Below are 14,836 nucleotides of genomic sequence, written 5' to 3'. Positions count from 1 at the left end.
ATTCGGAACGCCGGGAACGATCAGTTCGCCGGCGTTTTTTCATTCCAGACTTTCAACATGTCGGGCGACGCTTCCGAACGGATACCGTTGTCCGTCAACACCGATTCCGTCGCTGCCAGCATGTCCTTGCGGGGCACGACGAGCATTTCCGCATCGCGCTGCTGGAAGCGGAACGTCAGCAATTCGTCCGTCTGGTCGCGCAGCAAGGCCACCAGGTGCGCCAGGCTGCGCACGCGCACGCCATTGACGGAATCGACGACCGAGAAGAAACGGGTGCTGTAGCCGTTCATCAGCTTGTGCGGGAAGAACGGCGCGGCGATCACCACCAGCTCTTCGCGCTCGCTGTCGGGCGCATCGCCGCGCCGCGTGGCCAGTGGATTGCCGGCAAACGCCATGCCGCCCAACATTGCCGGGTTGCCATTCGGCGCGGCCATGAATTCCGTGGTGGCGCGCGAAAACACCATCGGGCCGAAGATGAAATAGGACGGATAGTTGCCCTGCAGACCGCTAATGAGCATCGGGTGCGCCGCCGAGACGGGCACCTTGATTTTCAGGGGCGCGCCCTGGCGCACCACCGTCAACGGCAATTGCCCGTCTTTCGCCAGCTGCTGCACGCGGTACTGGAAGCGCACGCGGCTGTTGGCATTCAGCTTGACCATGCCCTGGTTGTCGATAGGAAATTCACCGATATGCGTGATGACATCCCACTCCTTGAGCGGATAGGCGGCATCCTTGCTGGCCGGCGTCATCACGACGGCGCCCTCGACACCCTTGGCCAGCTTCAGATACGTGCGCAGCGCGGGATTTTCCAGCGTTTGCGTCACGTCGCGCATGGCCGGCTTGCCCTTGGGCGCGCCACTTTCCTGGTCGCGCAGGAACAGCTCGATTTCCTCGTTGGGAATAATGTAGCCGATGTTTTGCGCATTGAGCATGCCCGCAAAGGCCAGGCCGATCATCTTGTCGCCCGCAATCACGGGGCCGCCGCTGTTGCCGGGGTTGATGGCCGCATCGATCTGGATGCGCAAGCCGGAGACGGGAAAGTTGTAGCGCACGAATTCGATGCGCGACACGATGCCCTTGGTGATCGACAGCGAGGTGCCGCCCGTCGGATAGCCATACGCCAGCACGGCATCGCGCACGTCGGGCAAGACGTTGGCGCGCGGCACGGCTTTATGGCTGGCGAAAAAACTGTCATCGTCGATTTTCAGCAAGGCCAGGTCCATGCCGCGCGAAATGGCCAGCACGGTCGCCGGTATCTTGTCGCCCGCGCCATTCGCCTGGATCTGCACCTGGCTGGCATAGCCGACCACGTGCGCATTGGTGAGGATGCGGCGGCCCTCGATGACGACGCCGGAGCCCGTCACCTCTTGCGGCGCGGCCTTGCTCCAGGGTTTATAGGGGTCCGGCCCGCGCAGGGTGGAAAACACCTTGACGACGGAATTTTCCAGCGCCGAAGCGCTGGGGTTAGCCGTAGCGGCGGGCTCGGCGGCCAGCGCCCGCACCGTCATCAAGGGGCAAAAAGAAAGGGCCAGCGCCAGGAAGGCGCGGCCCATCAGGGTGATGCACGGACGAGTTTTCATTGAGCTAGTGGGCAATAGAAGGGAAGTAAAATTATATATTGAATAATTTCAACTTCATTACACTTTGTCCATCTTTGCCCGAAGAACTCTTCTAATCGGGCAAAGGCGTGACGCCCAAGGCGGGCACCGCCGTCTGCGCCCCATTCATCACCATGGCCAGGAAAGTATAGTAGCCATTGATGCCCATCAAGTCGACCACGCCATGCTCGCCGAACAGGGCCAGCGCCCGTGCATACGTGACGTCGCTGACGCGCTTGTTTTGCTGCAACTCGATACAAAAGTCATGCACGGCTTGCTCATCTTCCTTCAGGGCAAGCGGCACACGCCGCGCCGCGATGGCGTCCACGGCCGCTTGCGCGATGCCGTTCTGCACTGCCAGCGGCGCGTGGATGGCCCACTCGACTTGCTGATCCCACTGGCGCGCCGTCACCAGGATCGCCAATTCCGACAGGCGCGTGCCGATGGCGCTGCGGTAGCGCAAATATTCGCCCATGCGCTGCGCCGTTTCCATCAGCTCGGGGCTGCGGATCAGCGGCACGAAGGGGCCATACAGCGCCCCGCGCGGACCGTCGATGATGGCTTGCGCGGCCGCGCGCTGCTGCGGGTCCAGCTGCGCCAAAGGCAACGCGGGCAAACGGTCGATAGCGCTACCGGCCATCAGGCAGTCCAGGCAACGACGTCCTGCTGCTGTTCGCCCAGGCCGGCGATACCCAGGCGCATGCTATCGCCTTTTTTGAGGAAACGCTGCGGCTTGCGGCCCTGGCCCACGCCCGGCGGCGTGCCCGTGGCGATGACGTCGCCCGGTTCCAGGGTCATGAATTGCGACAGGTAGCTGACGATCTGCGCGACAGTAAAAATCATGGTTTGCGTATTGCCCGTCTGCATGCGCTTGCCGTTGACTTCCAGGTACAGGTCCAGGTCCTGCTCGTCGATGACTTCATCGCGCGTCACCAGCCACGGGCCGACGGGGCCGAAGGTGTCGCAGCCTTTACCCTTATCCCACTGGCCGCCCCGCTCCAGCTGGAACGAGCGCTCGGAAATGTCGTTGACGACGCAATAGCCGGCCACGTGCTTCAAGGCGTCTGCTTCGCTCACGTACTGTGCGCGCGTGCCAATGACGACGCCCAGCTCGACTTCCCAGTCCGTCTTTTTCGAACCTTTCGGCAGCACGACATTGTCGTCCGGGCCGTTCAGGCAAGTGATTGCTTTCATGAAGACGATGGGTTCGGCCGGGATTGGCATGCCGGACTCGGCCGCGTGATCCGCGTAGTTCAGGCCGATGCCGATGAACTTGCCGACTTTCGCCAGCGGCACGCCGAAGCGCGGATTGCCGCGCACCAGGGGCAGCGTCTTTTCGTCGATCTTGGCCAGCTTGCGCAGGGCCTTGTCGGACAGTTGCGCGCCGTCAATATCCTGGATCACGCCGGACAGGTCGCGCAGTTTGCCTTCTTCATCGATCAGGCCCGGTTTTTCCTTGCCTGGACGTCCATAACGAACGAGTTTCATAGTCTTCCTTGGAGTTGATCATTGCCGCTGTGCAGGCTGCCATTTTACCGGATGGCCCGGCACGCCTGTAGCGGTTGATGAAAAACATCGCAAGTCCCGGCAGTTGCAAGGCAGCCAGCACGCCAAACGCCACCTGGTACGCCTGCGGCGGATACTGCTGCAGGCTGTTCAGGGGCCAGCAGCCGAGGATCAGGCCAAAGCCCGCCTGCACCAGGAAGGCGCCCGTAAAAATGAGCAAATTCAAACAGGTGGCCGCCCTGCCCGTCAAGCTGGCCGGCATGCTTTGCGCGACGATCGCGTATTCGAGGCCCGTTACCGTGCCCAGCAAGGTAAACAGCACGGACAGCAAAGGCAGGCCGGGCACTACATTGCACGCCATCGCCACTTGCACGGCGACAAACAGGACGATGCCGGCGGCCGCAACTTGCATGGGTGCAATGCCACGCCGGCCCGCCCATTCCGTCAGCATGCCCATGCCGATGGCGCCGAAGATGACGGCCGCCATGCCCAGGTACAACAAATACGCCACGCTGTCATCGGACAAGCCGCCCACGTCGGCCAGCCAGCGCCCCACCCACAAGCCCTGCACGCCAAAAAACACCGTGTGCGGCAGCAGGATCAGCGCGATGGTACGGCGAAAGCCGGGATCGCGGTACACGCTCCAGACGCTGACCTTGCTCGCCTGGTTCATGCCTGCGGCAGCGGCGGGCATTGCCGGCGACAGCAGGCGGATCAGCAGGCCGATGGCCAGCGCCGCCAGCGCCAGCCCCAGGAACACGCCGCGCCAGTCCGTGTAATGCAGGGCCAGCTTGACGGGCATGGTGGCCGTGGCCGCGCCCAGGCCGCCCACGGCGATCAGATAGCCATGCACGGAAGGCAGGCGCGCCGGCGCGATGGCGCACGAAATCGCTTTCACGGCGGCCATGAAACAGCCGCCCAGCCCGGCGCCCATGATGGCGCGAGCCCACATCAGCTCGGCAAAGCTGTGGCCCCGGCTGAACAGCCACACGCCCAGGGCCGCCAGCGCCAGCAGCCACAGTTGCACCGTGCGGGGGCCGTAACGGTCGAGGGCCATGCCAACCGGCAATTGCACCAGCGCAAAGGCGAGAAAAAAGGCGCTGGTCAGCAGGCCCAGCTGCGCTGGCGTCAGGGCGATGGCGCCCAGCAACTCCGCCGTCAGCACGGCATTCACGCCGCGCAGCAGGCACGACAGGTAATGCCCGAGCGCAAACGGCAGAAATACCAGGCAGAACACGGCCACGCCGGAGCGGGCAGGCGCACCGGCGGCAGGCATGCTCAGGCAGCCTGCGCCAGGCGGATGATTTTGTGCGGCATGTGCGGTAGAGGTTCATCCGTTTCAAAGAAAAACTTCTCGTGGCCAAAGGCCGGCTTCAAATCGTCCATCCACGTCGCTTCCGCGTCGAACTTCGCATAAAACGGCCGGCGTACCCAGTCCGGGTTGCGCGCCTGCAAAAATTGCAGGGCAAACAGTTTCTCGCCATTGATGCTGACGATGCCATCGATGACAATCTTGCCGGGAAACGCGCTCATGGATGGCCCACGCACCGTGCGCGACAGGCCGGACACCATCTGGTAGGCGGCCTGGAAGACTTCGTACGCCTTCGCCAGCGGCAACTCGAAATAGCCGCGCGGCCCCGTGTCGCGTTCGACAAACATGTAATACGGAATGGCTCCCAGGCGCGTGCCCGTCTGCCACAGCTCGGCCCAGCATGCCGGATCTTCATTGATGTGGCGAATCAGCGGCCCCTGCGTGCGCAGGGTGGCGCCCGTGGAAACGATACGTTTCACGGCTTGCTGTGCGATGTCCTGGCGCAACTCGACGGCGTGGCTGTAATGGCCCATCACGGCCAGGTTCTTGCCCGCCTTGACGATGCGCTCGAACAGGCGCATCAAGTCATCCGCATCGCGGTCCGAGACGAAGCGCTGCGGCCAATACGCCACCGCCTTGGTGCCGATGCGAATGTTCTGGATATGTTCCAGGCCCGGCGCCAGCAGCGGTTCCAGGTAGGCCGCCAGTTGCCGCGTGTTCATGATCATCGGGTCGCCGCCCGTGATCAGCACGTCCGTCACTTCCGGATGCAGTTTCAGGTAGGCGGCCAGCTCATGCGATTCGCGCGCATCGAATTTCATGTCATCCATGCCGACGAACTGGGGCCAGCGGAAGCAAAAGGTGCAATACGCGTGGCAAGTCTGGCCCGCGCTGGGGAAAAACAGCACCGTTTGCGCATATTTATGCTGCAAGCCGCGCACGGGCGCATCATTGACCCTGGGCACGTTATGCGTCATCTGCCCGGCCGGATGGGGATTCATGCCCAGGCGAATACCGTGTACATAGGCGTCAATGGCAGCCTTGTCCCGCTGCACCAGCACCAGGTCGCGCAAATGCGCATATTGCTCCGGCGGCAGCATGTCGCGGTGGGGAAAGACGAGACGGTAGATAGGATCGTCAGGGATGTTGTTCCAGTCGATCAGCTGATCGAGCACATATTCATTGGTGCGAAATGGCAAGACGTGCGAAACCACTTGCACGGCTTCACGCTGCTCTTCCGGCAGCCATTCCCACTGCCGCGCCTGTTGAATGGTTTGCCGCGTGTACGGCTTGAACTTGGGTGAAAACGGCTCGGTAGTGAATGCGGACACGGTCGGCTCCTTGCCATAAATAGCGACAACTTCCATGAAATCAGCCGTATATCAGCCAATTTCACCCTTTATACCCCCATGCCAACCCAGCGCGGCATGCTGTGAAAGTCATCATAATTCTTGCTGCATGGAACCTAATTGCTACATATCAACAAGCCCGTCGATCCGTTGCACGCTGCCTACAAGCAACACCTTAGTTTGTTCCACCGCAATTTGATGCCGCCGACGGCGACGTAAATTACGACTTGGCAACACATCCCTCGATACCACAAGGAGCTTTCATGAAACGCTTATTCACGGGTAGCCTGCTGTGCCTGGCATTTGCCGGCGGCAGCGTCAGTGCCGCGGTCGAACCAACGGAAAAAGACGCCATCGCCATGGCCGAACGGGGCGCCGCCTTCATGAAGGCGCATGGCAAGGAAGAAATGATGAAGAAAATCACGGCGAAAGACCCGGACTTCGTCCAAGGCTCGCTGTATGTGGACATGCGCGACATCAAGACGGGCATCGTGCTGGCCCACCCCATCAATCCTTCCATCGTGGGCAAGGATTTGACGGATGTGCCCGATGCGAATGGCAAGAAATATCGCCGTGAAATCATTGAGCTGGCGCAAAAACAGGGCAAGGGCTGGGTCGATTATCAGTACAAGAATCCCACCACCGGCAAGATCGAGCCGAAGACCACGTACATCCTGCGCGTCAACGATGTGGTGCTGGAAGCGGGTATCTACAAAAAATAAGGCAACGGCGGCGTACACGAACGCTGTGCGCCGCCAGTGCCTGAAACAGCCATAGCCAGGAGTCAAGCATGCTCAATCAATTACGCATCGGACCAAAATTATTGCTGGCGCCCGCCCTGGTCTTGCTGCTGCTGATACTCAGCTCGAGCGGCGCCTGGTATGGCATGGTGCGGCAAAATGCCTCGCTGGAAAACATGGTGCGGGTGCGCATCGCGCATTTGAAAGCTGCCGCCGACGTACTAGGGGAGGCCAAGCATGTGCATGGCAATATGTACCAGTTGCTGTCGTGGACGAATGGCAGCTTCGCCAAGGCCCGCCTCGATACGCTGGAGCAGCAGATCAAGGCGCGTCACGCGGCCATCGGCACCCAGCTGGCCACCTTGCGCGCCACGGCCACGGGCGCCGAGCGCAGCCTGGTCGATGCGGCCATCGCGGCCCTGGCCGGCTACCGCAAGGCCGTGCTGGAAACCATGGAAATGGCGCAGATGGACCAGTCGATCGCCACCAATTCCATGCTCAAGGCGGAAACGCAATTCGGCCAGTTCAATACGCAGCTGGCGCAGCTGTCGGCGCTGGAAACGACGCTCAGCAGCCAGGCCCATGCGACGGCCAGCGCCGAGTTTCGCCGCCTGGGCTGGAGCTTGCTGCTGACGGTGCTGCTGTCCATTCTCGTCTCCATCGTGGTGACCATGCTGGTGCGGCGCGCCATGCTGGTGGAAATCCGCGGCATTGCCGACGCCGTGCAAGACCTGGCGGCAGGCAAGCTGATGGCCGGCGCCCCCAAGCAGGGCAATGACGAAATCGCCGCCACCTCGCGCGTGCTGGACCAGACCATCGCTCACCTGAACCAGACCTTGCGCACCATCATGGGCGCCGTGCAATCGATCGACACGGCCTCGCGCGAAATTGCCACCGGTAATCTGGACTTGTCGGCGCGCACGGAAATGCAAGCCAGTTCGCTGGAAGAAACGTCGAGCGCCATGGAAACGCTGACGCAAGCCGTCAATGACAACGCCGACAACGCCCAGCTGGCCTGCGAGCTGGCGGGGCAAGCGTCCACCCTGGCCGTGCAAGGGGGAGAGTCGATGCAGCAAGCCGTGACGACGATGGCGACAATTCGCGCCAATTCGCGCCAGATCGTGGATATTATCGGCGTGATCGACGGAATTTCCTTCCAGACCAATATCCTCGCGCTGAATGCGGCGGTGGAAGCGGCGCGCGCGGGCGAGCAGGGCCGCGGCTTTGCCGTGGTGGCGTCGGAAGTGCGCACCCTGGCGCAGCGCTCGGCGCAGGCGGCCAAAGAGATCAAGACACTGATCGCCACGTCCGTCACCACCATCGACGGCGGCAGCGTGGCCGTGCAGCTGGCGGGCGACAGCATGGGCGCCATCGTCGCCTCGGTGCAGCAGGTCAACGAGATCATCCAGCGCGTGAAAGAGGCCAGCGCCGAGCAGGCGTCCGGCATCACGGAAGTGAACCAGGCGGTGGCGCAAATGGATGACGTCACGCAGCAAAACGCGGCCCTGGTGGAGCAGGCGGCAGCGGCGGCGGCCAGCTTGCAGAGCCAGGCCGTCAAACTGTCGGCGGCGGTCAGCGTCTTTACCCTGGATCCAGCCACACCGGCGGCGCCCGCCAGCGCGGACGGCGACGCCTTTCAAGACCCCGCCAGGACGCCCGGCCAGGAACGACGCGCGCTGCACAGCCCGCTACGCGGCATGTCCGGCAAGCGTGGCGCAAAGGATGCGCCGCAGCGCCGGCGCGGCTAGCGAGGTGACTCAATGACAGGCGTGCGCATCGGTTTGCTCAGATAGCGCGAACCGGCCAGCACGAAACGCCACGGCGTGTCCATCGCCCTGGAAATCCCGATGCGCGGCCCCGCCTGCACCGTCACCTCATCTTCACGGGCCAGCAGCATGAAGGGCGGCGCATCGAGCGCCAGGCGGTTGTGGCGATGCGTGACACCGAGCGCCTGGCACACCTTGCCCGGCCCCGAGCACAGCAGTCGGGCATCCTCGACGCCGCGCCGCTGGCGCATGGCATCGAGTCCCGCCACGGGTTCGATGGCGCGTATCAGCACGCCCGCCCCATGCCCCGCTTCGCGGCAGACAAAGTTCAAACACCAGTGGATGCCGTACGAGCGGTACACATAGGCGTGCGCGGGCGGGCCGAACATGGCCGCATTGCGCGGCGTCAAGCCCCCATACGTGTGCGAAGCGGGGTCCAGCCGGTCATACGCTTCCGTTTCCACGATGCGCCCGCCCACGCCATCGACCAGCACGGTCACGCCGATCAACTGGCGCGCCACGCTGCTGGAATCGTCCGAAAAATCGATACCGGCGAGGATTTTTTTCATCCGGCAATTGTACTGCCGCACTGTCCGCCGCACGCCTGGCCCCACCTTGAAAACAAATAAAACTTGATTTTTTCATCATGAGTGCCGGGATAGGGAGCGTCGTAAAATGACGAAAACAGGGGATGGAGCAGGCCAAAACGGGGATTTTTTCCAGAATAATTTGCAGAGACGAACTATTGCTATGCATAAACAGCGATAATCGTCGGGCACTGCGCCAGACGCCCACGAGGCCGGCAGCGGCAGTGCGCAACAGAATAACCACAGGCAAGGCAATGATGATGAGAGCGGCAGCGCAAAAGCAGGTAGTGCAGGAAGATCCGGTTGACGCCCTGATGCGTTCCATCCGTATCCCGCCGCGTCCCAGCCTGCTGGTCGACTTGCAGCGCGAATTGGCAGAAGAAGACCCGTCGCCGCGGAAAATTGCACGCATTATCGCCGACGATGTCGGCATGTCCGGCGCCCTGCTGAAGCTCGCCAATTCGCCATTCTATGGCGCCGCGCGCAAGGCCAAATCCGTCGAGCAAGGCATCAATTTTCTCGGCATCAACCAGTGCAGCGCCATGATGACGGGGCTGCTGGCGCGCCAGGCGCTGGAAGCGGAAGGCGTGGAACTGACCAATTTCTGGGATGTGTCGGCCAAGCGCGCGCGCGCCCTGGTATTTACCTCGCGCAAGCTGCGCATCGCCCCGCCCGACATCGCGCATACCTTCGGCCTGTTCTGCGATATCGGCGTGCCCCTGCTGATGAACCGCTTCCCCGACTACGTCAAGACGTACGCGGCGGCCGCCAACGATGCGCACAACTGCTTTACCAGCCTGGAAGACGCGCGCCACCAGACCAACCATGCGGCCATCGGCTGCTTGCTGGCGCGCAACTGGGGCCTGTCCTCCGACGTCTCCTGGGCGATTTTGCACCACCACGACTACACGGTGCTGGCCGACCCGTCCACGGACGACGCCATCCGCTCGCTCGTCGCCCTGTCGCTGCTGGCCGAAAAGGGCATTCAGCGCTACCATGGCAACAGTACCTCGCTCGAATGGGACAAGGGCGGCGAACTTGCTTGCCAGCATCTTGGCCTGTCGCAGGAAGAAGCCGCCGACCTGCTCGACGAGCTGCACGAGATGTTCGATACCGACCATTGAGGTATCAGGCGGCCGCGTCCGCCTGTATGATCCGTCCCGGCGCCTGGCAGAGTCCTGGCGCCCGTTTCCGTTTGCCTGACCGTATTTCTTAACCTGTTGATCGCCATGCCCAAAAATAAGCGCCCTGTCCCCCGTAAATCCGCCAACACGCCAGAAGACAAGGATGAGTCCGTCACGCGCATGCTGTGCACGATGGCCCTGAACCTGGCGGAGCAGGAAGACAGCGAATCGCAGGGTACGGTGCTGGCCGAGCAAGCCGTCGAGTTCGGCCGCCTGATCCGCAAGGCCTTGAATCAAAAGAAGGATGAAATCCTGTACGACGCCATCGAGCGTTCCAAGTACGAAGACGTGGGCGCCTACCAATACCTGCGCAGCCATATCGAGGAAGCGGCCTCCATTTCCGTGATCCGCCGCGAAAACGCCCCGGCCATGGAAATCAACGCCTTCGTCGTGCCCCTGCTGGTGCAAAGCACGGGCGGCCTGAAGGAAGCGGACAGTTTCCAGGACCAGGATGCGTTCGAAGCGCTGGTAAAAAGTTTCCAGCAAGCAGAATTGGAAAGCGCCAAGGCCAAGGTGGTCCTGATGAGCCATGCCTACGACCTCGATGAAATCGACCGCATCACCTACAGCCACCTGCATGACATGGTGCGCGATGCGTATTCGTCGATGACGGACAAGAAAATCGTCGCCACGCCGGGCCTGGAAAGCAGCATCGTCGGCTGGAGCGAAACGGCCTTCGGCCCGCAGGACACGGCCGTCGAACTGCGCTTCCTGCTGGGCTTTGCCCTGAAGCGCGTGGACGACCCGTTCTATGCGGAACCGAAGGATGAAGCGGCGCTCGACGCCTGGTTCGACGCGCGCATGGCCCGCTACCAGCAGTGGACGACGGAAGTGGGCGACCTGGTGAAACGCTGCCTGGCGCCGGCCGGCAGCGCCCTGGAAGTCAGCTTCCTCTACCAGGACCTGTTCCACGGCGGCAAGGAACAAGGCATGAGCGAGTATGCGATGCTGCAAATGATGTCCGGCATCAACCATGCATTGGCGGAAAACAACGTCGATGCGGGCGACGTCGCGGTGGTCGTCGGCCCGGCCGATGAACACGGCGAAATGTTGTTGCGCGTCAACGTCAGCACGGCGGGCGGCGCATTGCTGCACAGCGCCGACAAGCCGCTGGACCTGGCCGCCGACCTGCAGGACGAAGTCGACGACATCTGCGATGCGCTGGCCACCATCGGCGTGACGCAACTGTCCGTGGCGCTGAGATTCGATGCCAAGGGACAGCCGCTGGAAGTGCAAGCCTACGCGCCAGCGTAAAGCCGGCAACACGATCAACGCGCGGCCGGCTCCCGTTGGCCGCGCAGCGACAGCCACGCCTGCAATTTCTGTGCATACGCCAAGGTATAAGCCGGGCTGCTCGACGGCAAGCTGACGATGCGGTAGCGCTGCGCGTGCTCGCCCAGCACCTTCACGCCCAGCTTCGCGGCCGTGCCGCCGTTGAAGGCGATCGTGTGCAATTGCGGCAAGCTGGCGGCCAATGCCACCAGGTCATTGTCGTCGCGGGCGCGGATATTGCTGTCCAGGCTGCCCGTGCGCTGCGCCTGCGCCACCACGTCCCACAGGCCCACGCCGTGCGCCAGCAAGCTTGCCAGACGCGCCTCATAGGGCAAGCTCTTCAAATCCACGTCCAGCACTTCGCCCAGCAGCATCCAGAACTTGTTTTGCGGATGCGCATAGTACTGGCTGTGCGCCAGCGATTTTTCGCCGGGCAGGCTGCCCAATATCAATAAGCGCGTGCCGGCATCGACGACGGGATCGAAACAGCGTTTAAGCGGGTCGGCGCTTTCGTCTGGCAAGAAGGCTGGGCTATTCAAATCAGATATCCGGAAGGAAAGACGAAGGACCATTTTACCCGGCCACGCGACGGTGTAGAATTCCCGCACACCCCTCCCTCTACAAGAGACCGCCCATGCGCACCATCGACACCCTGCTGGCCCAGTATGGCGAAAGCCACCGCAACCACGTCAATGAATGGGTGCACATCGTGTGCGTGCCGCTGATTGTTTTCAGCCTGCTGGGGCTGCTGTGGAGCGTGCATCCCAGCGTGGCGCTGCTCGGCAGTATTCTTGCCTTATACTATTATTACAAGCTGTCGCGCCCGTTTGCGGCGGGTATGCTGGCGATGCTGGCCGCCATGCTGGGCCTGCTGCTGCTCATGCCGGCGCTGACCATTCTGCCCGTGTCGCTGGCGCTGTTCGTGCTGGCCTGGATAGGCCAGTTCATCGGCCACCAGATCGAAGGCAAGAAACCGTCGTTCCTCGACGACTTGCGCTTTTTACTCGTGGGCCCGCTGTTCGTGCTGGGATTTTTGTACCGGCGCCTGCGGCTGGCGTACTGAGCGGCAAGACGTCACGCGTAACCGGTAACAGATTTTTACTATTCGCAACTAGTTATATGAGGCAAGTGTCCTTATGATAAGTCATCATCTGCCGGTCAATGTAATCGGCAACTAACTTTTGTCCAAGGGAGTTCCACATGAAAGCACCAATTATTGCAGTGGCATTGCTGGCCACCCTGGCCGGCTGCGCCGTACAACCGAACTCGGCGAATGTGTACAACGCGCGCCAGGCGCAGAATGAACAATCGGTTCGCATGGGCACGGTTGAATCCGTGCGCCAGGTCACCATCGACAAGGGCGAAACGGGCACGGGCGTGCTGGCTGGCGCGGCGCTGGGCGGCGTGGCCGGCTCGACCGTCGGCGGCGGCAAGGGCGCCATCGCGGCCAGCATCCTCGGCGCGGTTGCCGGCGGCATGGCCGGCAAGAGCATCGAAGCGAATGCCTCGAACAAGCCTGGCCTGGAAATCACCGTACGCCTGGACAATGGCGACATGCGCGCCATCGTGCAAGACGCGGACGAACTGTTCCGCCCGGGCGAACGCGTGCGCCTGCTGTCGGATGGCCGCAAGACCCGCGTCACGCATTGATCTGCATGCCGGCGCATGGGCTTTAACCGAAGGCGCCGGCAGCCATCAGCAAGGCCGAGGGCGACATGCCCTCGTGCAGCCAGATGGCCATCAAGGTTGCCACGACAACATACACAAGCACGCTCCATACTTTGATCTGCAGTGAGGCTGGCATGGCGGTCTCCGTTCAAAGATGCAATTCAGAAAATATTTACTTGATATTAATGTAAATATTTTCATAAATTCAACATTCTCCAGAAGCACTGCGCTGGCTCAATACCGGAGTGTCTCCTGACGGCCCCGAGCAAGCTCGGCCAAGACTCGCCATCCCCGCGCGATGCCCGTATACTTGCGCGATGTCCTCTCCTCTCCTGTTCATCATTGCCTGCCTGATCTGGGGCTCCACCTTCTGGGCCATCACCTTGCAGCTGGGCGACGTCGCCCCCGCCGTGTCCGTCGTCTACCGCTTCGGCCTGGCGTCCGCCACCCTGTTCGCCTGGTGCGCGCTGCGCGGCGACCGCCTGCGCCTGCCCTGGCGCGCGCAAAAATGGATGCTGCTGCAGGGATTGGCCTCGTTTGCCCTCAGCTATGTGTGCACCTACAGCTCGGAGCAATACCTGGTCTCGGCCCTCGTCAGCGTGCTGTTCGCGCTGATGGTGTTCTGGACGCCCTTGCTCAACCGCATCGCCTTCGGCACGCCGATCACCTGGAGCACCTGTTGCGCGGCGTTCGTCGCCATCTGCGGCATCGTGCTGCTGTTTTACCAGTCCATCGGCGCGGCGCTGCACGATATCCTCGGCGGCGGCAACGGGCATTTCCTGCTCGGTTTCATGCTGGCCCTGGTGGCCACCGTCTCCAGCACGGCAGGCAACGCCCTCGTCATGAAAGTGCGCGAACATTCCGGCAACGTGATGCTGACCATGGCCTGGACCATGCTGTGGGGCACCCTCATGGTGGCTGCCTGGGCCATCGCCACGGGCCAGTCCTGGCAGCTGCCCGCGCGCGCCAGTTACTGGATGGGATTGCTGTATCTGGCCCTCTTCGGCTCGGTGATCGCCTTCAGCGCGTATTTCACGTTAATCGCGCGCATCGGCACGCAAAAAACCGTGTATATCGGCGTCGTCACGCCCGTCATTTCCGTGCTGCTGTCGGTACAGTTCGAACACTACCGGCCCGCCCCCATCGAATGGGTGGGCATGGTGCTATGCCTGTCCAGCGTGGCATGGGCACTGACGTCGGGCGCGCGCAAGACGGCTGTCGCATCCTCTCTTTCCACCACTCCATCCGCAAAGGCAACATGAGCACCTCTTCCTCCCTCGCCATCCGTCCCGCGACCGCATCCGACGTAGCCGCCATCTTCGGCATGATCCATGAACTGGCCGTGTTTGAAAAACTCGAACACATGATGATCGCCAAGGAATCCATGCTGCACGACAGCCTGTTCGGCCCGCACCCCGCGTGCGAAGCGCTGGTCGGCGAGGAAAACGGCGAGGTGGTGACGTTCGCCTTGTTCTTCCACAACTTTTCCACCTTCCTGTGCCGCAAGGGTCTGTACCTGGAAGACCTGTATGTAAAGCAATCGGTGCGCGGCAAGGGCTATGGCAAGCAGATGCTGGTGGCGCTGGCGCAACTGGCCGTCGAACGCGATTGCGGCCGTTTCGAATGGTCGGTGCTGGACTGGAATGAAAACGCGATCAACTTCTACAAGGGCATGGGCGCGGACGTGATGCCGGACTGGCGCATCTGCCGGGTCGCGGGTGATGCCTTGACGCAATTGTCGGCAGGCACGCCAAAAACCATCGCATTGGAACCGTCAGAGTAAGTTCCCCAAAAAAAATCCCCGCGGGCTAGCGGCACCGCGGGGTGAACCCATTGTCAAGTGGGAGGGGGAGA

General features: G+C 62.1%; 16 protein-coding genes. 8 read left to right on the top strand and 8 right to left on the bottom strand.

Annotation, left to right across the window (positions count from 1 at the left end):
* Positions 1 to 20: 20 nt before the first annotated feature.
* The 5 genes from AC07X6_RS00980 to AC07X6_RS00960 form a co-directional block, all read right to left on the bottom strand.
* Complete coding sequence (locus AC07X6_RS00980) at positions 21 to 1,580, bottom strand: S1C family serine protease (RefSeq protein WP_230538992.1); 1,560 nt, start codon at positions 1,578 to 1,580, stop codon at positions 21 to 23.
* A gap of 91 nt (positions 1,581 to 1,671) precedes the next feature.
* Positions 1,672 to 2,238, bottom strand: coding sequence for a carboxymuconolactone decarboxylase family protein (locus AC07X6_RS00975; protein WP_494789778.1), 567 nt, complete (start codon positions 2,236 to 2,238; stop codon positions 1,672 to 1,674).
* Positions 2,238 to 3,086 (bottom strand): fumarylacetoacetate hydrolase family protein, encoded by an 849-nt coding sequence (locus tag AC07X6_RS00970; protein ID WP_494789777.1) that lies wholly within the window; start codon positions 3,084 to 3,086, stop codon positions 2,238 to 2,240. Before AC07X6_RS00970 ends, AC07X6_RS00975 begins: the two co-directional genes overlap by 1 nt.
* Entirely contained in the window at positions 3,031 to 4,380 is a 1,350-nt protein-coding gene (locus AC07X6_RS00965) for an MFS transporter (RefSeq protein ID WP_494789776.1), read from the bottom strand. The genes AC07X6_RS00970 and AC07X6_RS00965 overlap by 56 nt, the downstream gene beginning before the upstream one ends.
* Positions 4,381 to 4,382: 2 nt before the next feature.
* The gene (locus tag AC07X6_RS00960) at positions 4,383 to 5,747 is read right to left on the bottom strand and encodes a KamA family radical SAM protein (protein ID WP_494789775.1); all 1,365 of its coding nucleotides are present in this window, start codon (positions 5,745 to 5,747) and stop codon (positions 4,383 to 4,385) included.
* Positions 5,748 to 6,028: 281 nt separating this feature from the next.
* Here AC07X6_RS00960 and AC07X6_RS00955 point away from each other — a divergent pair, with 281 nt between their 5' ends.
* Both AC07X6_RS00955 and AC07X6_RS00950 read left to right on the top strand, forming a co-directional pair.
* Positions 6,029 to 6,487, top strand: coding sequence for a cache domain-containing protein (locus tag AC07X6_RS00955; RefSeq protein WP_230538997.1), 459 nt, complete (start codon positions 6,029 to 6,031; stop codon positions 6,485 to 6,487).
* Between the two features lie 68 nt (positions 6,488 to 6,555).
* Positions 6,556 to 8,253 (top strand): methyl-accepting chemotaxis protein, encoded by a 1,698-nt coding sequence (locus AC07X6_RS00950; RefSeq protein ID WP_494789774.1) that lies wholly within the window; start codon positions 6,556 to 6,558, stop codon positions 8,251 to 8,253.
* Here AC07X6_RS00950 and AC07X6_RS00945 read toward each other — a convergent pair.
* Positions 8,250 to 8,840, bottom strand: a complete 591-nt coding sequence (locus tag AC07X6_RS00945) for a DNA-3-methyladenine glycosylase (RefSeq protein ID WP_494789773.1) — start codon at positions 8,838 to 8,840, stop codon at positions 8,250 to 8,252. The genes AC07X6_RS00950 and AC07X6_RS00945 overlap by 4 nt on opposite strands.
* Before the next feature lie 275 nt (positions 8,841 to 9,115).
* Here AC07X6_RS00945 and AC07X6_RS00940 point away from each other — a divergent pair, with 275 nt between their 5' ends.
* Together AC07X6_RS00940 and AC07X6_RS00935 are read left to right on the top strand one after the other, a co-directional pair.
* Positions 9,116 to 9,982 (top strand): HDOD domain-containing protein, encoded by an 867-nt coding sequence (locus AC07X6_RS00940; protein ID WP_230539265.1) that lies wholly within the window; start codon positions 9,116 to 9,118, stop codon positions 9,980 to 9,982.
* 105 nt (positions 9,983 to 10,087) lie between these two features.
* Positions 10,088 to 11,296, top strand: coding sequence for a hypothetical protein (locus AC07X6_RS00935; RefSeq protein ID WP_494789772.1), 1,209 nt, complete (start codon positions 10,088 to 10,090; stop codon positions 11,294 to 11,296).
* 14 nt (positions 11,297 to 11,310) lie between these two features.
* On the opposite strand, the gene AC07X6_RS00930 is transcribed toward AC07X6_RS00935, so the two are convergent.
* On the bottom strand, positions 11,311 to 11,853 hold the full coding sequence (locus tag AC07X6_RS00930) for a DNA-deoxyinosine glycosylase (protein ID WP_474292940.1): 543 nt from the start codon (positions 11,851 to 11,853) through the stop codon (positions 11,311 to 11,313).
* 95 nt (positions 11,854 to 11,948) lie between these two features.
* Between AC07X6_RS00930 and AC07X6_RS00925 the strand changes: the two genes are divergently transcribed.
* On the top strand, positions 11,949 to 12,377 hold the full coding sequence (locus tag AC07X6_RS00925) for an Mpo1 family 2-hydroxy fatty acid dioxygenase (protein ID WP_046684331.1): 429 nt from the start codon (positions 11,949 to 11,951) through the stop codon (positions 12,375 to 12,377).
* A 137-nt stretch (positions 12,378 to 12,514) separates the two neighbouring features.
* Positions 12,515 to 12,964 (top strand): outer membrane lipoprotein, encoded by a 450-nt coding sequence (locus AC07X6_RS00920; RefSeq protein ID WP_034780449.1) that lies wholly within the window; start codon positions 12,515 to 12,517, stop codon positions 12,962 to 12,964.
* 22 nt (positions 12,965 to 12,986) lie between these two features.
* Here the strand turns inward: AC07X6_RS00920 and AC07X6_RS00915 are convergent, their stop codons facing one another.
* Positions 12,987 to 13,118 (bottom strand): hypothetical protein, encoded by a 132-nt coding sequence (locus AC07X6_RS00915; protein WP_268993776.1) that lies wholly within the window; start codon positions 13,116 to 13,118, stop codon positions 12,987 to 12,989.
* A gap of 181 nt (positions 13,119 to 13,299) precedes the next feature.
* Here AC07X6_RS00915 and AC07X6_RS00910 point away from each other — a divergent pair, with 181 nt between their 5' ends.
* Positions 13,300 to 14,244: a DMT family transporter gene (locus AC07X6_RS00910; protein ID WP_494789771.1), complete on the top strand. Its 945-nt coding sequence runs from the start codon at positions 13,300 to 13,302 to the stop codon at positions 14,242 to 14,244.
* Positions 14,241 to 14,765 carry a GNAT family N-acetyltransferase gene (locus tag AC07X6_RS00905; protein ID WP_494789770.1) on the top strand — a complete coding sequence of 175 codons (525 nt, stop codon included), beginning with the start codon at positions 14,241 to 14,243 and terminating at the stop codon, positions 14,763 to 14,765. Before AC07X6_RS00910 ends, AC07X6_RS00905 begins: the two co-directional genes overlap by 4 nt.
* The last annotated feature ends 71 nt before the right edge of the window (positions 14,766 to 14,836 follow it).

The organism is Janthinobacterium sp. GW460-12-1-14-LB5 (genome assembly GCF_059423585.1).
Note: the sequence above shows the minus strand (reverse complement) of the source record. Positions and strands in the feature narration are given on the sequence as shown.